At 70.5% G+C, this 19,619-nt stretch carries 19 protein-coding genes; 18 read left to right on the plus strand and 1 reads right to left on the minus strand.

All coding sequences use genetic code 11. The annotated features are described in order from the left end of the window. Nucleotides 1–4 precede the first annotated feature (4 nt). Nucleotides 5–1,744: a sulfate permease gene (gene sulP, locus ACQE3C_RS13020; protein ID WP_434539611.1), complete on the minus strand. Its 1,740-nt coding sequence runs from the start codon at nucleotides 1,742–1,744 to the stop codon at nucleotides 5–7. A gap of 211 nt (nucleotides 1,745–1,955) precedes the next feature. Between sulP and ACQE3C_RS13025 the strand changes: the two genes are divergently transcribed. From ACQE3C_RS13025 to ACQE3C_RS13110, 18 genes are all read left to right on the plus strand, one after another. Further along, the gene (locus tag ACQE3C_RS13025) at nucleotides 1,956–2,345 is read left to right on the plus strand and encodes an SPW repeat domain-containing protein (RefSeq protein WP_434539612.1); all 390 of its coding nucleotides are present in this window, start codon (nucleotides 1,956–1,958) and stop codon (nucleotides 2,343–2,345) included. 167 nt (nucleotides 2,346–2,512) lie between these two features. Then, nucleotides 2,513–3,109 carry a TetR/AcrR family transcriptional regulator gene (locus tag ACQE3C_RS13030; RefSeq protein WP_434539613.1) on the plus strand — a complete coding sequence of 199 codons (597 nt, stop codon included), beginning with the start codon at nucleotides 2,513–2,515 and terminating at the stop codon, nucleotides 3,107–3,109. Nucleotides 3,110–3,474: 365 nt separating this feature from the next. Next, nucleotides 3,475–4,173, plus strand: coding sequence for an SAF domain-containing protein (locus tag ACQE3C_RS13035; RefSeq protein ID WP_434539614.1), 699 nt, complete (start codon nucleotides 3,475–3,477; stop codon nucleotides 4,171–4,173). Next, entirely contained in the window at nucleotides 4,173–4,991 is an 819-nt protein-coding gene (locus ACQE3C_RS13040; protein ID WP_434539615.1) for a hypothetical protein, read from the plus strand. The genes ACQE3C_RS13035 and ACQE3C_RS13040 overlap by 1 nt, the downstream gene beginning before the upstream one ends. Next, nucleotides 4,988–6,466 (plus strand): CpaF family protein, encoded by a 1,479-nt coding sequence (locus tag ACQE3C_RS13045; protein WP_434539616.1) that lies wholly within the window; start codon nucleotides 4,988–4,990, stop codon nucleotides 6,464–6,466. The genes ACQE3C_RS13040 and ACQE3C_RS13045 overlap by 4 nt, the downstream gene beginning before the upstream one ends. After that, entirely contained in the window at nucleotides 6,463–7,329 is an 867-nt protein-coding gene (locus ACQE3C_RS13050) for a type II secretion system F family protein (RefSeq protein WP_434539617.1), read from the plus strand. The genes ACQE3C_RS13045 and ACQE3C_RS13050 overlap by 4 nt, the downstream gene beginning before the upstream one ends. Beyond that, on the plus strand, nucleotides 7,326–8,237 hold the full coding sequence (locus ACQE3C_RS13055) for a type II secretion system F family protein (protein ID WP_434539618.1): 912 nt from the start codon (nucleotides 7,326–7,328) through the stop codon (nucleotides 8,235–8,237). The genes ACQE3C_RS13050 and ACQE3C_RS13055 overlap by 4 nt, the downstream gene beginning before the upstream one ends. A 62-nt stretch (nucleotides 8,238–8,299) precedes the next feature. Beyond that, nucleotides 8,300–8,515 carry a hypothetical protein gene (locus ACQE3C_RS13060; protein WP_434539619.1) on the plus strand — a complete coding sequence of 72 codons (216 nt, stop codon included), beginning with the start codon at nucleotides 8,300–8,302 and terminating at the stop codon, nucleotides 8,513–8,515. Nucleotides 8,516–8,578: 63 nt separating this feature from the next. Continuing rightward, the gene (locus ACQE3C_RS13065) at nucleotides 8,579–8,974 is read left to right on the plus strand and encodes a TadE/TadG family type IV pilus assembly protein (protein WP_434539620.1); all 396 of its coding nucleotides are present in this window, start codon (nucleotides 8,579–8,581) and stop codon (nucleotides 8,972–8,974) included. Next, on the plus strand, nucleotides 8,971–9,486 hold the full coding sequence (locus ACQE3C_RS13070; protein WP_434539621.1) for a TadE/TadG family type IV pilus assembly protein: 516 nt from the start codon (nucleotides 8,971–8,973) through the stop codon (nucleotides 9,484–9,486). The genes ACQE3C_RS13065 and ACQE3C_RS13070 overlap by 4 nt, the downstream gene beginning before the upstream one ends. After that, nucleotides 9,483–12,101, plus strand: coding sequence for a LysM peptidoglycan-binding domain-containing protein (locus tag ACQE3C_RS13075; protein ID WP_434539622.1), 2,619 nt, complete (start codon nucleotides 9,483–9,485; stop codon nucleotides 12,099–12,101). Before ACQE3C_RS13070 ends, ACQE3C_RS13075 begins: the two co-directional genes overlap by 4 nt. 211 nt (nucleotides 12,102–12,312) lie before the next feature. Then, complete coding sequence (locus ACQE3C_RS13080) at nucleotides 12,313–14,673, plus strand: nitric-oxide reductase large subunit (protein ID WP_434539623.1); 2,361 nt, start codon at nucleotides 12,313–12,315, stop codon at nucleotides 14,671–14,673. A gap of 3 nt (nucleotides 14,674–14,676) precedes the next feature. Continuing rightward, complete coding sequence (locus tag ACQE3C_RS13085; RefSeq protein ID WP_434539624.1) at nucleotides 14,677–15,375, plus strand: hypothetical protein; 699 nt, start codon at nucleotides 14,677–14,679, stop codon at nucleotides 15,373–15,375. Further along, nucleotides 15,363–16,163: an SPFH domain-containing protein gene (locus tag ACQE3C_RS13090; RefSeq protein WP_434539625.1), complete on the plus strand. Its 801-nt coding sequence runs from the start codon at nucleotides 15,363–15,365 to the stop codon at nucleotides 16,161–16,163. The genes ACQE3C_RS13085 and ACQE3C_RS13090 overlap by 13 nt, the downstream gene beginning before the upstream one ends. Beyond that, nucleotides 16,141–16,482: a hypothetical protein gene (locus tag ACQE3C_RS13095; protein ID WP_434539626.1), complete on the plus strand. Its 342-nt coding sequence runs from the start codon at nucleotides 16,141–16,143 to the stop codon at nucleotides 16,480–16,482. The genes ACQE3C_RS13090 and ACQE3C_RS13095 overlap by 23 nt, the downstream gene beginning before the upstream one ends. 66 nt (nucleotides 16,483–16,548) lie before the next feature. After that, nucleotides 16,549–17,385 (plus strand): undecaprenyl-diphosphate phosphatase, encoded by an 837-nt coding sequence (locus tag ACQE3C_RS13100; RefSeq protein WP_434539627.1) that lies wholly within the window; start codon nucleotides 16,549–16,551, stop codon nucleotides 17,383–17,385. Between the two features lie 184 nt (nucleotides 17,386–17,569). Further along, the gene (locus tag ACQE3C_RS13105; RefSeq protein ID WP_434539628.1) at nucleotides 17,570–18,154 is read left to right on the plus strand and encodes an ArsR/SmtB family transcription factor; all 585 of its coding nucleotides are present in this window, start codon (nucleotides 17,570–17,572) and stop codon (nucleotides 18,152–18,154) included. Further along, nucleotides 18,151–19,494, plus strand: coding sequence for an MFS transporter (locus ACQE3C_RS13110; protein ID WP_434539629.1), 1,344 nt, complete (start codon nucleotides 18,151–18,153; stop codon nucleotides 19,492–19,494). Before ACQE3C_RS13105 ends, ACQE3C_RS13110 begins: the two co-directional genes overlap by 4 nt. The last annotated feature ends 125 nt before the right edge of the window (nucleotides 19,495–19,619 follow it).

Below are 19,619 nucleotides of genomic sequence, written 5' to 3' on the forward strand. Positions count from 1 at the left end.
GAGGTTACCCGGTCGGGCCAGCGGGGTGCTCCAGCGCCCACTGTTCGTAGGCCTCTTCAGCGGTGGGCAGGGTGGCGAAGATGAATTGCTCCCCCACCAGGTCGATGATCCCGGCCCGGGCGAGCTGGTCGCGCAGGTCCTGCTTGACCCTGGCCAGGGCCAGCACGACGCCACGCTTGTCCAGTTCCTCGTGCAGCGTGACCAGGGCGTCGACCGCGGTCAGGTCGACCTCGACATTCGCCTCGGCATTGATCAGCAGCCACCGCGCCGGGCTGGTGGCGGTGTCGACCGCGTCCAGCGCGCGGTGGATGAAGTTGTCGGCGTTGGCGAAGAACAGCGGGGCGTCGTAGCGGTAGACCACCAGGCCCGGCACCTGCACCGCGTCGGGGTAGTCGTCGATGTCGTGCATGCCCGCCACGCCCGGGGCCCGGCCCAGGATGCCGTCGTGCGGGCGGGCCAGTCGGCGCAGCAAGTCGAGCACCGACAGCCCCACGGCGATGCCGATGCCCACCAGGACACCCAGGAACATCACGCCGAGGGCGGTCAGCACGGCCAGCACCAGTTCGCTGTGGCGGAAGCGGGCCAGCCGGCGCCAGTCGGCCACGTCGACCAGTCGTATGCCGGCGTGGACGACCACCGCCGCCAGGGCCGCCTTCGGGAAAAGCGCCAGCACCGGGCCACCGACGAACATCACCGCGATGATCGCGGCTGCGGCGACCAGTGCGTGCAGTTGGGTCCTGGTCCCGGCGGCGTGGCCCACCGCCACCCGCGAACCACTGCAACTGACCGGCATGCCGGCGCTGAGGCCGGCGGCGAGGTTGGTGGCCCCGAGGGCGAGGAACTCCTGCCGGGGGTCGATCTGCTCACCGCGCCCGGCGGCGAATGAGCGCCCGACCAGCACCATGTCGGAGTAGGCGACCAATGCCACGCCCACCGCCGCCACGAGCAGGGGCGCGAGGTCCAGCCCGGTGACGTCCGGCAGCCCGGGGACCGACAGCCCGCGGGGAACCTCGCCGACCAGCGCGACCCCTCGTCCGCCCAGGTCGAACAGCCACGACGCCAAGGCCGCCAACGCCACGAACACCAGCGTGCCGGGCACCTTCGGCGCCACCGCCCGCAGCACGAACAACAGCACCAGCCCGGCCACCCCCAGCAGCAGGGTCGGCAGGTGCACCCCGCCCAGGCCGGTGAGGAAGGCGACCACCTCCCCGTAGGGGTTGTCGGCCTCGATGCTGATGCCGCTGATCGCCCCGAGCTGGCTGGTGACCATCAGCACCGCGATGCCGGTCATGAAGCCGATCAGCACCGGCTTGCTCAGCAGGTCGGCCAGGAACCCCAGTCGGGCCACCCAGCCCAGGAGTGCCACCAGGCCCACGCAGATCGCCAGCGCGGCCGCGATGTCGGCGACCCGCTCGGGGGCGAGTCCGCCGCTCAGCCCGGCGATGGCGGCGGCAGTCATCAGGGCGGTGGTCGATTCGGGCCCGACCGAGAGTTCGCGCGAGCTGCCCAGCAACAGGTAGACCAGCAACGGCCCGATGGTGGCCCAGAGCCCGACAACCGGGTCGAGCCCGGCCAGGGTGGCGTAGGCCATCACCTGCGGCACGAGGTAGGCGGCCACCGTGACCCCACCGACCACGTCGCCGCGCAGCCAGGCCCTCTCGTAGTGGCGCAGCACCACCAGGCCGGGCAACAGGCGTTGCCAGCGCGCCGGGCTGCGCTCCCCGGCTGATGCCGTGGTCACCATTGACCAATCCTAGGTGGACCCTCGGGCGTCGGGGCAGCCACGTGCGGCCTGTTTGCACCGCTTGCGCATCGCTGCCTCACTTCAACGCGGGGCAAAGCGTCGAACTGAGGCAAATGGCCCCGCCGGCCCTTGCGCTACACAGTAGTAGCGCTACGCTGGAATAGTACCAGTTCAGAAGTCACTGGTACTCCCACCAGATGAAGGAAAAGCCATGTCGCAAGACACCATGAACCCCACCACCACCTCGTCCAATGCCGCCTGGCCGACCGATCGCAAGTGGAAGACCTGGCCCGACTGGGTCAACCTCGTCCTCGGTGGCTACATGGCACTCGCCCCCCTGTGGACCACCGGCGCCAGCGCCGGCTGGTTCGTCACGCTCGGGCTGCTGCTGGTCGCGGGATCGCTGTGGGCACTGGGCAGTGCCTCCTCCCCCGCCTCCGAGTGGACCATGATCGTCCTGGCCGCCGTCCTGTTCCTGGCCCCCTGGATGGGTGGCTTCGCCGCCGCCACCGGTGCCGCCTGGACTGCCTGGATCGTCGGCCTTGCCGTGATCGTGTTCTCCGCCGTCGGGTTGAGCCAGCGGAAGAAGTCGGCTGCATGACCCGCGGCCGCCCCACGGGGCGGTCGGAACATCCAGTTCGACCCGGCGTCATCACTGCGATGGCCCGGCCCCACCAGGGCCGGGCCGTCGTGGCGTCGGGCACAATGTCGACAACCACGACGCGGACGAGAACCACGGCGCGGACGAGAACCACGAGGAGGCAGCAGGTGAGCGTGCAGTCGGCCACGACCCCCCGAAAGGCCGCGATCCGGTCGGCCACCGACAGGAAGATCGCCCGGGCGGCGCTCGACCTCGTCCGCAGCCAGGGCCTCGACGCGGTGACGATCGAAAACGTGGCCGCCGCCTCTGGCGTGGCGAAGACGACGATCTATCGCCGCTACAAGGACCGCTACGAGATGCTCTCGGGCATCGCCGCACACCTGTCCGAGGGTGTCGTAACCGACTACCCCACCACCCGGACGGGGCTCGCCCACCTGGTCGCGGACGTGCAGCGGGTCTTCGAGGACAGGATCGGCCTGCGGGCGGTGGGCGCGCTGCTGGCCAGCCCCGCCTCGTCCCTGCAGGACTGGAGGGACCGACTGGTGTCACCCTCCATGGAGGCCCTTGAGGGCTTCTTCGCCACCGGCGTCGAGGCCGGCACCCTCAGGTCGGACGTCGACTACGACCAGGTGGTCGAGTTGATCGTCGGCGGCATGTTCGCCAGGGACGCCCTGCGCGGGGACGTGCCGGACGAGTGGGGTGAGACCCTGGCGTCGCTGATCTGGCCCTCGATCGCGGTCGGTGGCGGTGAGTCGGCGCAGTGACGCCACATTCGTCAACGCCAGGAGGTCCTGCATCAAATCCCGTGCCCGCGTTGGCGACCTCCTGACCAGCGAACGTTGGCCGACGTCCGGGCTGTGTGCACCGCTTGCCCATCGTTGCCTCACTTCAACGCGGGGCAGGGCGTCGAACTGAGGCAAGGCGCTGATCGATGTCCGGCCTGGTCCAGCGAGGGGCCGGCGCCGTGACCGCAACGGGCCCGGCCTGTGCATGAATCCCCAGCACCCTTGCCGAATGGCAGGGGTTTTGAGCCCTCCAGGTAAACAAACGGTTAACAGCATCACGAAGTTATCCACAGATCTGGCGAACAGTGTCAGGAATGGCCTCGTCACTGCCTAGCCTCGGCGGGGTGAGCGACATCAATGGCGCGCTGACCGCTCAGCGCACCCCCTCAGCCATTCCCGCCGACAGCTGGGAGGCCGGACCTGTCCGAGCCCCCGGGGCGGCGATCCGGGGACGCCGCAGCCCCCGGCTGGTCCTCATCGGCGTGCTGTGCGCGGTGTTAGGGGCCCTGGGCGTCACCGCGGCGTTCACCCAGGCCAACCAGACCCACACCGTGGTTGCCATGGCCCGCAGCGTGCCCCGCGGGGTGGTGGTCCAGCCCGGAGACCTCACCACCGTCACCATCGGCTCGGTGCCCGGGGTGAGCACCGTGCCCGCCGACCAGCTCACCGACCTGATTGGCCAGACCGCCCTGGTCGACCTGCCGCAGGGGACCCTGGTCGGCTCCGGGGCGGTCGGCACACCTGTGCTTGACCCCGGCACCACGCACCTCGGGCTGAAGCTCGGCGCCGGGCGACTCCCGGACACCTCGATGCCACCGGGCACGAAGGTGGTCCTGGTGGCCGTCAGCAGCGCCGCCGAGGGTGCGGCCGGGGCCACCGCGTCAACCGCCGGCCAAACCTTTGAGGCAACCCTGGTCAGCGTGCCACGGGAACTGCCCGACGGCACCAGCTGGGTACTCGACGTGAGCGTCAGCCAGGCCGATGCCGCCACCATCGCCGAACTGGCTGCCGCCGGTCGGCTCGTGCTGGCCAGGAGTTCCTGATGGCCGTCGTGCTGTTGTGCTCCATCAGCGGCGCGCCGGGGACGACCACCACCGCGCTGGGACTGAGCCTGCAGTGGCCCCGGCCCGTGGTGCTGGCCGATTGCGACCGGGACGCCCCGCAGGCCATCACCGGCGGGTACCTGGGTGGTCAGGGTGACGGTCGAGGGCTGACGACGCTGATGCAGGCCGCCCGGCTCCACTCTTCCATCCGCGGCGGGCTGCTCGAGCACACGCAGCGCCTCGACCTGGACGGCCGCCGCCTGTTCCTGCCCGGTTTCCGCCACCCGAGCGCCTCGGCGATCTTCTCCTCGTGGGCGCAGGTGGCCGAGGAGTTCAGCGACCTGCACCACCGCGGCATGGACGTGCTGGTCGATGCCGGCCGGGTGGGGCCGGCCGGCCTGCCCACCGAGCTCGTCCGACGTGCCGATCAGGTGCTGGTGGTGACCCGCTCGACCCTGCGATGCCTGGTCGCCCTCTCGGCACACCTGCCGACGCTGCTCGACCAGGTCGAGTCGCTCAGCGCTGCCTGCGAGGTGGGCCTGGCGGTCGTGGGGCCGGGTCGTCCGTACTCGAATGCCGAGGTCAGCGCCCAGTTCGGGGTGCCGGTGGCGCTCAGTGTCGACTGGGCGCCAGACCACGCCGCGGTGCTCAGCGACGCCGCCGACCCACCCCGCCGCTTCGACACCAGCGCCTACCTGACCAGCCTGGTGAAGGCGGCCCACGGCCTGCAACGCCGGCTGGGCACCCGACTGGCCCACCGCGACCCGGTCGCACCGCTCGCAGTGCACCCGTTGACCACCCACGGGAGCACCCGATGAGGCGCGCCGAACCCGTGGCCGGCGGAAGGCCCAGCACCCAGGAAGCACTCGAACGGGTGCTCACCCGGCTGAGCGCCGAGCCGCTGCCCCCGCTGGCGGCACCCCACCTGTCGGCGGCCGACGACCGGCCGACCCGCATGGCCACTCGTCCGGCCCACGACCCCGGCCCGCGGGTCGACTGGGGTGAGGTGGTCGTCCTGCGCCGCCGCGCGGCCGAGCAGATGACCGAGGCATTCTCCGCGTGGGAGACCGAGCACCGACGCACCCTGGGCACCCAGGACCGGCGGATGCTGGGCCGCAGCGTGATCAGCCAGGTGGTCCGGGCCCGCGGCGAGGAACTGGCCGCCGGCGGGGAGGCGCTGTGGACCCCCGACGACGAGGCCGACTACCGGGTGGCGGTCGACTCAGCCATCTTCGGGTACGGGCGGCTGCAGCCCCTGTTCGAGATCGAGGACGCCGAGAACATCGAGATCCACGGGTGGGATTCGGTGGTCGTCCAGCACACCGACGGTCGGCGATCCCACCACCCGCCGGTGGCCGACACCGACGAGGAACTCGTCGAGGCCATCCGCTTCCTCGGTGAGACCGCCCAGCCGGCTCGTCCGTTCGACGATGCCCACCCGATGATGACCATCGCGCTGGGCAACCGCTTCAGGCTGCACGCGATCGGCTTCGGGCTGAGTTTCCGGCCCTCGATCGTGATCCGCCAGCACCTGCACACCGACATCACCCTGGACGACCTGGCCGACGGTGGGCTGATGCCGCGGGAGTTGGCCACCATCCTGCGGGCCGGGGTGCTGGCGCAGAAATCCACCGTGGTCTCCGGTGACCAGGGCGCCGGGAAGACCACGCTGCTGCGGGCCCTCATCGATGCCATCCCGACCAGCGAACGCTTCGGCACGCTGGAGACCGACTACGAACTGCTCACCCACCTGCAACCGCACCGGCGCAACATCCTGGCGCTGCAGGCGCGGGTCGGGCTCGGGGAGCAGGTCGATGGCCGCTCGCTCGGTGCCTGGACGGTGGCCGACCTCATCCCCGAGGCGCTACGGCAGAACCTGACCCGGCTGGTGGTCGGCGAGGTACGCGGCGAGGAGGCCGGCGCGCTGTTCCAGGCGATGCAGTCAGGGGCGGGTTCACTGTCGACGACCCACTCGCACTCCGCGGTCTCGACCATTGACCGACTCGCCAGCCGGGTGGCCCAGGGCGGGGTGGTCACCGTGGAGGAGGCCTACCGGCAGATCGCGCACCACCTGCATTTCCTGGTGCACGTGAAGCTGGTCGATGACACCTGGCGGGGCGGCGCCCGGACCCGCTACATCAGCGAGGTGCGCACCCTGACCGGCGGGCTCGAGAACGGACGACCCACCACCCACCTGCTGTACCGCGCCGACGGCCCGGGCAGGCCTGCCCTGCTGCACCCCGAACCCGCCCTGCTCGACGAGCTGGCCCCCTTCCTGCAGGAGGCGCGATGAGTGCCCCGCTGGTCGTGCTGGCCGGCAGCTTCCTGGCGATCCTCGGGATGTGGTGCCTGGTCCGTGGGTTGGTGCCCGCCGATCGCCGGCAGCCCGAGGACCCCGGCCCCGGTGTTATCACCCGGCTGCGGTCGGCCTGGGGTCGGCTGTCGCGGCGGTGGCGGGTGCTGCTGGTGAGCGCGCTGGCCGCCGGGGTGGTGGCCTTCGCACTGACCGGCTGGGTGGTGCTGCTACTGGTCGTCCCGGTGACCGTGCTGGGGCTGCCGTGGCTGCTGGGCACCCCGCCCAACCGTGAGTTGGTGCTGCTGCAGGCACTGGACCAGTGGGTGCGGTTGTTGAACTCCTCGATCCTGACCGGCAAGTCGGTGGCCGACGCGATGCGGGCCACCCGCCGGCAGAGCCCCGAGGTACTGCAGCCCTCGATCCAGTTGGCCGTCAGCCGGATGGACGGACGCTGGTCGACCGCCGACGCCCTGCGGGCACTGGCCGACGAGCACGGCACGCCCGAGGTGGACACGGTGGTGGCGGCGCTGATGCTGGCCTCCCAACGTGGCGGCACCGGCACCAGCGACACCCTGGCCGGGATCGCCGAGGCCACCCAGGAGCGGTTGCGGGCCATGCGTGAGGTCGAGGCCGAGCGGGCCAAGCCGCGCATCGTGGTGCGCCAGATCACCCTGATCACTCTGGTCGTGCTGGCCGCCGCACTGCTGCTCGGCGGGGACTACTTCGCGCCCTACGGCACGCTGACCGGGCAGGTGGTGCTGGCCCTGCTGCTGGCCGCCTACGTCGGTGCCCTGGTCGTGCTGCGGCAGCGGACGATGCCCCCACGCCGCCAACGGATCCTGAGCGGGGGCTGGTCATGACCGGGCTCGCGGTGGCGCTTCGCTGGTCTTCCCTGCTGCCCCTGGTGGGCGGGGCGCTGTGTGCGCTGGGGCTCTGGGCGGTTGTTGTCGGCCTGACCCGCCGCGCGCCCCGACTGGCCGATGTCCTGGGCACTTCGCCGAGCGCCGGCCCGAGCAACCTGATCGTCGAGCCGGGCAACCCGGACGACGGCCTGCTCGACCGGCTGGGGCTGCGGCTGTGGAACCTGGTGCCGGTCAGCCGGCGCACCGCGACGACGCTGCAGATGCAGGGCCGCACCGGAGCCGACTTCATGGCCGAGAAGTTCGTCATGGCCCTGATCGGGGCGCTGGCCCCCGGCCTGGTCTCACTGCTGGGCTGGTTGATGGACCTGCCGCTGGGGTTCGCCTCGGCCGGCTGGGGGCTGCTCGGCGCGGTGGTGGGGTGGTTCGTCCCCGACCTGCTGCTGGCCCGGTCCCGCGGCAACCTGCACGAGGCCGCCGGTGAGGCCGTGTTCACCTACATCGACCTGGTCACCCTGGAACGGCTGGCGAACCAGTCCTCGACGCTGGCCCTGACCCGTGCCGCCGCCCTGTCGGACAACATCCTGTTCGTCCAACTGCGGCAGGCGCTGGAGCGGGCCCGGTTGGAACAGCGACCCGCCTGGCAGGGGCTCGAAGAGGTGGCCGACCGCCTTGACCTGCCCCCGCTGCACGATGTCGCCGATGTGATGCGCCTCGACGAACAGGGCGCGGCCCTCGGTGGCGCGCTGCGGGCACGGGTCCGCGAACTGCGCGACAGCCACCTGATGACCCAGAAGATCGAGGCCCAGAAGGTCAGCGAATCGCTCACCGTGTGGATGGTGATCCCGGCGCTGGTGTTCGGGCTGATCCTGCTCGCACCTCCCCTGCTCCGGATGATGTCCGGCTGAACCACCCCCTCCCGTGGCCGGACTTCGGCCCCGGGACCCACCCCTCACCACGAAGGAACCCGATGCGTACCCTCAACATCATCGTCGGCCTGCTGGTCACCACCCTCGTCACCACCCTGATCGCCGGCCCCCGCCCTGCGACCCGCCCCGGGCGGGGTGGCGAGCGTGGGCTGTCGCAGTCCACCGAGAACGCGATCCTGCTGGCCGGGGCGGTGGCCGTGGCCGGGATCGTCATCACGGTGGTCACGGCCTACGTCCAGTCGAAACTGCCCCGCTGACCAGGTCGGCACGATGACCCAGCTCCAACGATGAGCAGCCCCGACGATGAGCAGGTTCGGACGATGAGTCGGCGCGCACGAAGCTTCGCCGCACGCCGTCGGCCCCACCGGGAGCGGGGGTTGAGCCAGTCGGTGCAGTGGGCGCTGCTCACACCCCTGGTGGTGCTGCTGATCGTCGGGGTCGTGCAGGCAGCCGCTGTGCTGCAGGCCCGCCAGGTCGCCAACTCGGCGGCGCTGGCCGGCGCCGAGGCCGAGGCCTGGTACCAGGCCCCGGTGGGCTCCGGTGGTGAGGTGGCCCGGCGCTCGGCCACCGGGTCGGGCCTGCGCAATGTCACCGTCACCTCCCGGCGTTCCGGTGGGATGGCCACCGTCACGGTCAGCGGGTCGGCCGACCTGTTCCTCGACTTCGGCCAGGGCCGGGTCACCAGCACCGCCGTGATGCCGCTGGAGGAACCATGACCGCGACGCTGACCAACTCCGGGACCGTGACCAAGTCCCGGACCGTGAGCAACTCCCGGACCGTGACCAACTCCCGGACCGGGGCGGGGTCGGGACCATCTCGGGGCAGCCGCGGCATGAGCCCGGCCGTGGAGGCCGTGGTGATCGTGCCGCTGGTCCTGCTGCTGGTCGGGGTGATGACGGCGGGGTTCCGGCTGTGGCAGGGCCGGGCCGAGGTCACCGACGTGGCCGGGGCGGCGGCGCGCGCCGCCAGCCAGGCCCGGTCGACCGCCGAGGCCAACCGACGCATCCAGGCGGTGGTCGGCTCCAATCCCCTGCCCTGTGACAACCCACGGGTCAGTGCGGACCTTTCCGGGTTCGGCCGGCCTGCCGGCGCCGACGCCCAGGTGGCCGTGACGATCACCTGCCGGGTGGCCTTCGCCGACCTGCTGGTGCCGGGATTACCGGGCGGGCGGCAGGTTTCGGCGACGGGCACCGCCCCGCTCGACCCCTATCGGAAGAGGCAACGATGACTCGCGTGCTCAAGGGCATGCTCGCACTGGTCGCCCTGCTGGCGTTGTGGATCGGCGCGCCGGTGGTGCTGGTGCGCGTCGGACGACTGGACTTCTCGGGGGTGCTGAACCCGCTGTCGCCCGATGACGGCACGTTGCTGATCAGCCTGGTCACCCTCGTCGGCTGGCTGTGCTGGGCACTGGCCACGCTCGAGTCGCTCACCGACCTGGTCGCGGGCCTGTCCCGGGGACGGTGGCGGTGGAGGCCCGCCGTGGGCGCCTGGATCCGCCCCCTGACCTCGGTACTGGTGGCCGCGGTGCTGGCGATGACCCTGGCGAAGGCCGACGGCGGTTCCCCGCCCGTGGGAACCACGGTCGCGGCCAGCAGCGGCGCCCAGTCCGCCGCGAAACCTGACCCGGACGAGGCACAACCGGGGACTGAGAAGAGTCCCCTGACCACCGCGGTCCATGTCGTCCAGCCCGGTGAGGACCTGTGGGCCGTCGCCGCGAGCGTGCTGGGCGACGGGTCGAAGTGGCGCGTGCTGGCCGACCTGAACCCGGGACTGGGCGATGCCATCCTGACCCCGGGCATGGAACTGGTCGTCCCCACCTCGCCGCCGGCCCAGGAGGATGCCGCCGCCGAGGTCGGGACCGGGGACCGCTATGTCACGGTGGCCGCCGGGGACTCGTTGTGGTCACTGGCCGGCCAATGGCTCGGTGACCCGCACCGGTGGCCCGAGATCATGCGGGCCAACCAGCACCTGATCGGCGACCCCGACGAGATCGAGATCGGCTGGGTGCTGAGGATCCCGCCGCTGGTCGCCGAGGTCACCACGACACCACCGACGACGCTGCGCACCCTCGCCGACGAGCGGCCCGGACGAACCGCTGCGACCGACGCCGCCGACGACCCGGAGCGGCCCGGCGTCGACACCCGGGCCTCGGCCCCCGACGCCGCGCCCACCCCGACGGAGGAGAACCCCACCGACGCACCGGTCGCGACCAGCGACCCTCTGCACACCGATGATCCCGTGCGGCTGGTGGCCGGTGGCATCACCGCCGCCCTGGCCGCCGGCATCGGGGTCGGGCTCGCCAATCGTCGACGCCACCAGCTGGCCGGCCGCGCCCCCGGCCTGCGGGTCGCCCACCCCGGCGCCACCTCGACCCGGTTCGCCACCGCCCTGGGCCGGCTGGCCGCCCGCGCCGAACCGCTGTCACCCAGCCCGACCAGTGTGCTGGTCGGTGAGGACGAGGACGGTCGCAGCGTGCTGGTCGACCTCGGTGCCCACCAGGTCACGGCCGTGGTCGCCGAACCCAGCACGGCCGTCGACCTGATGGGTGGGATGGCCACCTCCCTGATGTGCGCCGACTGGTCGTCCGAGGTGCTCGTCACCGTGGTCAGCGAGCCCCTGGCCTGGGCGGTCGCCTTCGACCACCCCGGTCTGGAGGTCAGCGGCAACCCCGAGCAGGCGCTGGCCCGCTGGTCCGAGACCGCCGCGCAACGCCACGCCCGGGCCACCGACGATGACGACAGCCCCAGCGAGGTCTACCTGTTCTGTGAGGAACTGCCGCCCGCAGGGCTGCGACGACTCGTTGCGGCCCGCCACCCCAAGATGCACGCGGTGGTGGCGCAGGCGACCGCCCGCGCCGGGGAGACCATCACGGTGACCGAACGGAGCGGCACGATCAGTTCCACCGGCCAACGTTTCGTCCCCCAACTGCTCGACGAACCCGCCCGCCGGGCGTTGGTCGAACTCCACGACGCCACCACCGCCGCCGACACCCCGGCACCGTGGTGGTACCACCCACCCGAGGGGGTGGACCCACCAACACCGCTGATCAGTCGTGATCGCCCCACCCTGCCCCCCGCAGCCCCGCTGCCCGACGACGAAGGAGTCACAGTGCACCAGACACCCAAGCTGTTGCTGCTGGGCCCGATCCAGCTCGTCGGCGCGCAGGGACCGCAGCCCGCCCGAGCGTCGAAGCAGCTGATCGAGTACTGCGCCTGGATCCTGGAGAACCCGGGGCGCCGCTCCACCCAGATGAGCACTGAGTTGATGGTCGCCGAATCCACCAGGCGCTCGAACATGAGTCGGCTGCGCCGCTGGCTGGGGGCCTCGGCCGACGGCGAGGCCTTCCTGCCGGAGGCCTACACCGGCAGGATCACCCTGCACCCGGAGGTCTCCAGCGACTGGGAGGCGCTGCAGCTGAAGCTGGCCGGCGGGGTGAACCGTGCCCCGAGCCAGGTGCTGGTCGATGCCCTGACGATGGTGCGGGGAGCCCCCCTGGCCGATGCCGCCCCCGGCCAGTGGCACTGGGCCGAAGAGATGCGCAGCGACATGATCTCGACCATCCGTGACATGGCCGTGGTGCTGGGCCACCGGGCCCTGCAGGTCGGCGACCTCGACACCGCCCGCTGGGCAGCCCACCGGGCGCTGCAGGCAGCGCCGGAGGACGAACTGCTGATGGGCATCAAGATCCGCTGCGAACACCTCAGCGGCAACCGACCCGAGGTGGAACGGATGGTGCTGCAGGTCACCCGGCAGGCACGCCTGGTGGGTTCTGACCTGCATGAGGAGACGGTCGCACTGCTGCAGGAGGTCATGGAGGGACGCCCCCGCAGCCAGCGCGCCTGAGACCCAGCTGGGCGCTGGTCCTGACCCGCCCGTAATTGTGAGCCACGTCACTGAGAATTGCGTCGATCAGCGAAATTACAGCGTTTTCGCAGCTATCGTCCCGGCCAAGGTGTCGACGCGCCCTGGTCGGCGCCCGCGGAACGGGCCCAGCGACGCTGTCCTCCAGGCCCCTCCCCCCTCCATGAACAGGGCCGAGTGACAGGGGACGACCATGGCCCAGCACACCGACGAGACCAGCCTCGAGACCGGAACCCCGGACAATCCGTCCAAGATCACCATCTCCAAGGGGTGGGTCCAGGGCGTGGCCCTGGTCCTGGTCTTCGGCTTCCTGGTGATGGGCATCCTCGCCTATCGCACCTACGGGGACTCCATGCCCCAACCCGAGCAGGTGGTCAGCGAGTCCGGTGAGGTCGTCTACACCTCTGCCCAGATCACCAATGGCCAACAGATCTTCCTGCGCCGCGGGCTTCAGCAGTACGGCTCGGTGATGGGCCACGGCGGCTACCTGGGCCCCGACTACACCGCCGAGTACCTTCGCCTGTCGACCCTGCACGTCACCGAGCAACTGCGCAACAGCGGGGTGAGCGACCCCGAGGCCGCCACCGTCGTGATGATGCGCACCAACCGCTACGACGAGGCCTCCGGCACCCTCACCCTGACCAAGGAGCAGGTGGCCGCCTTCGAGCACGTCCGCTCCTACTACGCGACCTTCTTCGGCGAACCGACCACCAAGCACGGGCTGATCCCCGAGGTGATCACCGACCCGGCCCAGATCCACGACCTGACCGCCTTCTTCGCCTGGACGGCATGGGCCTCGGCGGCCGAACGGCCCGGGCACAGCTACTCCTACACCAACAACTGGCCGCCCGAGCCGCGCGTTGACAACCACCCCACCGCCGACATCCTGGTCTGGTCGGGCATGTCACTGGTGGCGCTGCTGGCAGGCCTGGGTGCCCTGTTCGCCCTCTACGGCCGGTGGAGCCGCAAGATCGGCTGGCACGGCAACGAGGCCCCCTCGCTGAAGTTCCTGCAACCCGGCGAGGTGAAGATCACTCCCTCCCAGAAGGTGACCTCCTGGTTCTTCCTGGTGGTGGCGCTGCTGTTCCTGATCCAGGCCACCCTGGGTGCGGCGATCGAGCACTACCGCGCCGACCTGAGCAGCTTCTTCGGCCTCGACCTGGCCAGGCTCCTGCCGTTCAACCTGGCCCGTACCTGGCACGTGCAGTTGTCGCTGCTGTGGACCGCGGCCTCCTTCCTGGCCGCGGGCATCTTCCTGGCCCCGATCATCTCCGGTCGCGAACCCAGGCGTCAGTCGTGGCTGGCCACCGGCCTGCTGGTCGCGCTGGCCCTGGTCGTCGCGGGCACCCTGACCGGCACCGCGCTGAGCACCTTCGGGGTCGAGTGGGCCGCCGGTTCCCCCTTCTTCGACCAGCAATGGGAATACCTCGACCTGCCCCGGGTCTGGCAAACCCTGCTGGTGATCGGGCTGTTCCTGTGGATCGCGATCGTCTTTCGCGCCATCCGCTCGCGGTTGAAGACCGAGAGCAAGTTCAACATGCCCTGGTTGTTCTTCTACTCCGGGCTGGCCATCCCCGGCTTCTACGCCGTGGGCCTGCTGGCCGGCACCCAGACCCACCTGACCGTGGCCGAGTTCTGGCGGTTCTGGGTGGTCCACCTGTGGGTGGAGGACTTCCTGGAACTGTTCACCACCGTGATGGTCGCCTACATCTTCGTGATGCTGGGCGTGGTGCGGCGCAAGATCGCCATCCAGATCATCTTCCTCGACGTCATCCTCTACTCGGTCGGTGGCGTGCTGGGCACCATGCACCACCTGTACTTCTCCGGCACCCCGGTCGAGCACATGGCACTGGGCGCCTTCTTCTCCGCCCTGGAGGTCATTCCGCTGACCTTCCTGACCGTCGAGGCCTGGACCTTCCTGCAACTGGGCTCCCGGCAGGAGTCCCGCAGCACCGCACCCTTCCCGCACCGCTGGGCGGTCATGTTCCTGGTGTCGGTGGGTTTCTGGAACTTCGTGGGGGCCGGAGTCTTCGGGTTCCTGATCAACCTGCCGATCGTCTCCTACTACCAGATCGGTACCGCGCTGACCGCCAACCATGCCCACGGCGCCATGATGGGCGTCTACGGCATGCTCGCGGTGGGCCTGGCCCTGTTCGCGCTGCGCTACATCATTCCCCCGGATCGATGGCCCGACCGGTTGGCGAAGTGGTCGTTCTGGTCGCTCAACATCGGCCTGGCCTGGATGGTCTTCGCCACCCTGTTGCCGCTGGGCGTGCTGCAACTGTGGTCCTCGGTCAACGAGGGCTACTTTGAGGCACGCACCCTGGGCTACATCGCCCAACCCGGCAACGCCATCCTGGAATGGTTGCGGATGCCCGGTGACGTGATCTTCCTGGTCGGCGGCATCCTGCCCTTCCTGTGGATCACCTGGCTGGGGGTGCGCCACGGCATCAAGGCCACCACCCATGAGCTGGAACCCGAGACCCTGTTCGTCGAGGAGCACCCGCAGGCCCGCCACGACCGCACCGGTGTCTCCGCTGACCTGGGGGACTGAACCGTGTTCGACCAGTTCGAGCCCACCACCTGGTTCGCCCTCGGCTATGCCGTGACCCTGCTGCTGGTGGCCCACGGCATCGACAAGATGTCGCGGCGGGCGGCACTCACCGTCGAGCAGAACCAGCGTGGCGGCTTCGTCTACCACGCCGACCACGATGCCTGGGTCTGCCCCGAGGACCAGTGGCTGTGGCCACAGTCCTTCGATCCCGAGAACCGGGTGATGCGCTACCGGAGCACCCCCTCGGTGTGCAATGCCTGCCCGGTGCGCGACTCCTGCACCACCTCCGACAGCGGACGAGAAGTCCAGCGCCAGGTCGACCCGTGGCCGGCGTCAGAATCTGCCCGGTTCCACCGCGGCATCGCCTGCACCGTGGCGGTGCTGGCCTGCGCTTGGCCGGTCGCAGCCGCCCTGTCGGGGCCCTCGTCGGTGGAGGTGGCGGTGCTGTTGGGCACCACCGTCCTGGTGCTGCTGGGCTCGCTGCCGCTGTGGTCGCACCTGCGCCGCAGCCCGGTCGACCCCGCCGGGGTGCTGTTCCGCCCGGCCGATGACAACGAGGCCGACCGACTGGCGCTCGCGCTGAAGGCCCGTGCCCGCCGCACCCGCTACCGCTCCGACCGTCTGGCCGGGCCCCAGGTTGCCCCGCCGCCGGTCGAGGAACCGGTGGTGCTACCCGTGAGGAGTTCACGATGGAAGCCCTGATCATCACCGTCGTCGCCGTCCTGGTCCTGGGGGCGCTGGTCGTCTCCTGCATCAGGATCATCCGGGAGTACGAACGCGGGGTGATCTTCCGTTTCGGACGGCTGCGCGGCCCGCTCGGGCCCGGCCTGGTGCTGCGGATTCCCGGGGTTGACTCCCTGTTGCGGGTCGAACTGCGCACCATCACCTTGACCATTCCCCCGCAGGAGGTGATCACCAGGGACAACGTGACCGCCCGGGTGAACGCGGTCGTCCTGTTCAAGGTGGTCGACCCGGTGCTCTCGGTGATGGCGGTGGAGAACCACGCCGTCGCGACCTCCCAGATCGCCCAGACCACGCTGCGCTCGGTGGTCGGCCGGGCCGACCTGGACACCCTGCTGGCCCACCGCTCCGACCTCAACGAAGACCTGCGCACCTCGATCGCGTTGCAGACCAAGCCCTGGGGCGTCGAGGTCGAGGTGGTCGAGATCAAGGACGTGGAGATTCCAGAAATGATGCAGCGGGCCATGGCCCGCGAGGCCGAGGCGGAGCGGGAACGCCGCGCCAAGGTGATCAGCGCCCACGGCGAACTGCAGGCCGCCGAGGAACTGCGCGATGCCGCGGCCATCCTGGCCCAGGCACCGGGCTCGTTGCAGCTGCGCTACCTGCAGACCCTGCTCGAGTTGGGTGCCGACCAGAACTCGACGGTGGTGTTCCCGCTGCCGATGGACATCGTCAAGCCATTCCTCAACTCGGTCGAGCAGTTCCTTCCCTCGAAAGGCCTGAATCATGACTCCTCACGACAACACTGAGACCGTGGCCGTCCAGCCCTCGCTGCCGAAGCCCGGGCGGCCGGTGGTGCTGGAGCCGCTGGCACCCGGGGTGTGGACACTGATCCTCGGTGCTGCCCTGGCTGTGCTGGCACCCCTGTTCGGGTTCCTGATCGGCACCACCTACGGGCCAGGAGACGGCTCCCGGGCGATCAACCCGATCGAGCTCGGGCTGATCGCCGGGGTGATCGTCGGTGGCATCGGCGTGGCCATCGCCCTGGTCGGCGCCTGGCGCCTGATCCAGCGCAGCCGTGCCGCCCACGGCGAGGCGGCCCGGCAGGAGGCCGCCAACGCCGAGTAGTCACCGCAGTTGCCCGCCACGGCATAGGCTGAACCCCGGCACGTCGTCGGCAGGCAAGGAAAACACATGGGTTGGGTAGAGGCGATCATCCTCGGAATCCTGCAGGGGCTCACCGAGTTCCTGCCGATCTCCTCCAGTGCGCACCTGCTGATCGCGGGGCAGCTGTTCTTCGAGGGGGACGCCGGGTCGGCCTTCACCGCCGTCACCCAGCTCGGCACCGAGACCGCCGTGGTGCTGTACTTCGCCAAGGACATCTGGCGCATCATCAAGCACTGGTGCCTGTCGCTGGTCGGCAAGGTCGACAAGTCCGACCCCGATGCGCGGATGGGGTGGCTGATCATCCTCGGCTCCATCCCGATCGGCGTGCTCGGGCTGCTGCTGCAGGACTACATCGACCACACCTTCCGCAACCTGTGGGTGACCGTGGCCATGCTGGCCGGGGTGGGCCTGGTCATCGGCCTGGCCGACCGGCTCGCGAAGAACGAGAAGACACTCGACCAGCTCACCCTGAAGGACGGCCTGCTCTACGGCCTGGCGCAGGCCGCCGCCCTGATCCCCGGGGTATCGCGCAGCGGCGGCACCATCGCCGCCGGCCTGGCCATGGGCTACAAGCGTGAGGCCGCCGCCCGCTACGCGTTCCTGCTGGCCATCCCCGCGGTGTTCATGTCGGGGCTGTTCAAGCTCAAGGACGTGCCCGGTGACCCGCGACTGGCCTGGGGTCCGCTGATCGTGGCGACCATCATCGCCTTCGCGATCGGGCTCGCGGTCATCCACTGGCTGCTGAAGTACGTCAGCACCCACAGCTTCAAGCCGTTCGTCATCTACCGGTTGATCCTCGCCGCGGTGCTCGCCGTCCTGCTGCTCACCGGCACCCTGGACGCCGTCCCGGCAGCCGCCGGATAGCCCGGTCCCGCCCAGTCCCCGGTCACTGCGCACTGCTGCCCCCACGGGAGCAGTGCGCAGTGCTGTGATCGGACGAGCCGGTGTGCCTCCGCACTGCTGCCCCCACGGGAGCAGTGCGAAGCCCTGCGTCGCAGCTCGCCGGGCTCCTCTTGACTTACCGTCGGGATTCGCCGACCATACTGGCATGACCGACCATTCGGGATCGCCGGACTATGACCTGCCGGAGGCGCTCGACCTGACCGAGCCCCAGCAGTACCGGGCCCTGTTCGAGCCGACCCGTACCGACATCGTCACCCTGCTGCTCGAACGTGCCGCGACCACCTCCGACCTGGCTGAGGCCCTCGGCAAGCCGAAGGGGACGATCGGCCACCACCTGAAGGTGCTCGCCGACGCCGGCCTCGTCCGGGTGGTGCGCACCGAAAAGGTGCGTGCGCTCGAGGCGAAGTACTACGGCCGGACCGCCCGCACGTTCTACTACCAGCGCCTCGGCGAGGCGGTCGGCAATGAACACCGCATCCTCACCCGCGCGGCCGCCGAGGTGGCCGCGGTGCCCGACCACGGCACCGACCAGGTCTTCGGCGCGGGCCTGCGCTACGCCCGCATCCCCGCCGAACGGGCTGCCGAATGGCACCGGCGCCTGGCCGACCTGCTGGTCGAGTTCGCCGCCGAGCCCCGTGGCGGCGAGACCACCTACGGCGCGGTCTTCGCCCTCTACCCCACCGATCGTCCGGCCATGGGCACCACCTCGCACGAACCGGGCGACGCATGACACAGACCACGCCCCAGGCCCCGCCGCGGCTGGGCGGCAACTACGCACGCTTGTTCTCGGCCTCGGCGCTGGCGAACCTGGGCGACGGCCTGATGGCGGTCGCCGTGGTGTGGCTGGCCTCGGCGCTGACCCGCGACCCCACCGCCATCGCCCTGGTCGGGCTGGCCTCGCGGCTGCCGTGGCTGTTGTTCTCCCTGCCGGCCGGGGTGCTCAGCGACCGCTACGACCGACGGCTGCTGGTCGGGGCGATGGACGTGGTGCGCTGCGTGGTCGTCGCCGCCTTCGGGCTGCTGTTGTGGTTCCACCAACACGACCTGCCCACCCCCGAGGCGTTGGCAGCCGGCGCCGCTCCTCCGCCGAACGCGAACCTGCTGCTCGGGGCACTCGTGGGCGGTGCGCTGCTGCTCGGTTGCGCCGAGGTCGTGCGCGACAACACCGCCCAGTCGTTGCTGCCGTCAGTGGTTGACCGCTCACTGCTGGAGAAGGCCAACGGACGCCTGTGGGCCGCCGAAACGACCATGAACCAGTTCGTCGGCCCCCCGCTGGCCGGGGTGCTGGTCGCGGTGTCGGTGGCCTGGCCGTTCATCGGCAACGCGGGCCTGCTGGCTGCCTGTGCGGTGCTGGTGTTCTCGCTGCGGGGGAACTTTCGGCCCGGGGGTGCGGCGTCGGGCCGGATCAACTTCCGCGCCGAGATCAGCGAAGGGTTCCGGTGGCTGTGGGGCCACCACCTGCTGCGGGCGTTGGCGGTGGCCCTGGGCGTGATGAACCTGGCCGGCTCGCTCGCCGGTGTGGTCTTCGTGCTGTTCGCCCAGGAGGTGCTCGGCCTGTTCGACGGCTGGAAGTTCGGCGTGCTGCTCAGTGGTGCGGCGGCCGGTGCCGTGATCGGGTCGGTCCTCGCCGACCGGGTCATCGCACGGCTCGGGGAGGCCCGGGCCCTGCTGGTGTCGATCACCGTGATGGCGGTGACCCTGTTGTTCACCGCCGTGGTGTCGTCGGCCGCCCTGGTGTGGTTGGCGCAGCTGCTGTCCGGCGCCATGGTGGTCGTCTGGAACGTCATCACCGTCTCGCTGCGCCAACGGATCATCCCCGACCACCTGCTGGGCAGGGTGAACTCGGTCTACCGCTTCTTCGGGTGGGGCACGATCTCGATCGGCACCCTGGTCGGAGGCCTGCTGGTGAGCTGGTCACAACCGTGGCTGGGCCGTGAGTGGGCGCTGCGGGCCCCGTTCGTGGTGGGCGGCGCCCTGTACCTGGCGGTGCTGGTCTTCGCCGCCCGCCGGTTCACCCAGGACCGGATCGACCACGCCCGCAGCGCCGCGGAGGCGCCCGTCAGCGGCTGAGCACGTACTCACTGGACGAGAACCAGGGCGTCACTGGATGGATACCGTCTTAGGTGGCGGGTTTTCCTGCTCCCGGGGAGGAAAACCCGCCACTTAAGGCCCGCGCGGCACGGCAGCGATCCCAG

Origin of the sequence: Aestuariimicrobium sp. Y1814, assembly GCF_050113895.1 — a bacterium.
Classification (GTDB): Bacteria; Actinomycetota; Actinomycetes; order Propionibacteriales; family Propionibacteriaceae; genus Aestuariimicrobium.

What these genes read in the sequence shown, in the direction of transcription:
- ACQE3C_RS13045 (WP_434539616.1), top strand. Translation starts at nt 4,988, where the DNA reads ATGAGGCGCGCCGAACCCGTGGCCGGCGGAAGGCCCAGCACCCAGGAA.
- ACQE3C_RS13050 (WP_434539617.1), top strand. Translation starts at nt 6,463, where the DNA reads ATGAGTGCCCCGCTGGTCGTGCTGGCCGGCAGCTTCCTGGCGATCCTC.
- ACQE3C_RS13055 (WP_434539618.1), top strand. Translation starts at nt 7,326, where the DNA reads ATGACCGGGCTCGCGGTGGCGCTTCGCTGGTCTTCCCTGCTGCCCCTG.
- ACQE3C_RS13100 (WP_434539627.1), top strand. Translation starts at nt 16,549, where the DNA reads ATGGGTTGGGTAGAGGCGATCATCCTCGGAATCCTGCAGGGGCTCACC.
- ACQE3C_RS13070 (WP_434539621.1), top strand. Translation starts at nt 8,971, where the DNA reads ATGACCGCGACGCTGACCAACTCCGGGACCGTGACCAAGTCCCGGACC.
- ACQE3C_RS13095 (WP_434539626.1), top strand. Translation starts at nt 16,141, where the DNA reads ATGACTCCTCACGACAACACTGAGACCGTGGCCGTCCAGCCCTCGCTG.
- ACQE3C_RS13090 (WP_434539625.1), top strand. Translation starts at nt 15,363, where the DNA reads ATGGAAGCCCTGATCATCACCGTCGTCGCCGTCCTGGTCCTGGGGGCG.
- ACQE3C_RS13065 (WP_434539620.1), top strand. Translation starts at nt 8,579, where the DNA reads ATGAGTCGGCGCGCACGAAGCTTCGCCGCACGCCGTCGGCCCCACCGG.
- ACQE3C_RS13040 (WP_434539615.1), top strand. Translation starts at nt 4,173, where the DNA reads ATGGCCGTCGTGCTGTTGTGCTCCATCAGCGGCGCGCCGGGGACGACC.
- ACQE3C_RS13060 (WP_434539619.1), top strand. Translation starts at nt 8,300, where the DNA reads ATGCGTACCCTCAACATCATCGTCGGCCTGCTGGTCACCACCCTCGTC.
- ACQE3C_RS13075 (WP_434539622.1), top strand. Translation starts at nt 9,483, where the DNA reads ATGACTCGCGTGCTCAAGGGCATGCTCGCACTGGTCGCCCTGCTGGCG.
- ACQE3C_RS13105 (WP_434539628.1), top strand. Translation starts at nt 17,570, where the DNA reads ATGACCGACCATTCGGGATCGCCGGACTATGACCTGCCGGAGGCGCTC.
- ACQE3C_RS13110 (WP_434539629.1), top strand. Translation starts at nt 18,151, where the DNA reads ATGACACAGACCACGCCCCAGGCCCCGCCGCGGCTGGGCGGCAACTAC.
- sulP (WP_434539611.1), bottom strand. Translation starts at nt 1,744, where the DNA reads ATGGTGACCACGGCATCAGCCGGGGAGCGCAGCCCGGCGCGCTGGCAA.
- ACQE3C_RS13080 (WP_434539623.1), top strand. Translation starts at nt 12,313, where the DNA reads ATGGCCCAGCACACCGACGAGACCAGCCTCGAGACCGGAACCCCGGAC.
- ACQE3C_RS13025 (WP_434539612.1), top strand. Translation starts at nt 1,956, where the DNA reads ATGTCGCAAGACACCATGAACCCCACCACCACCTCGTCCAATGCCGCC.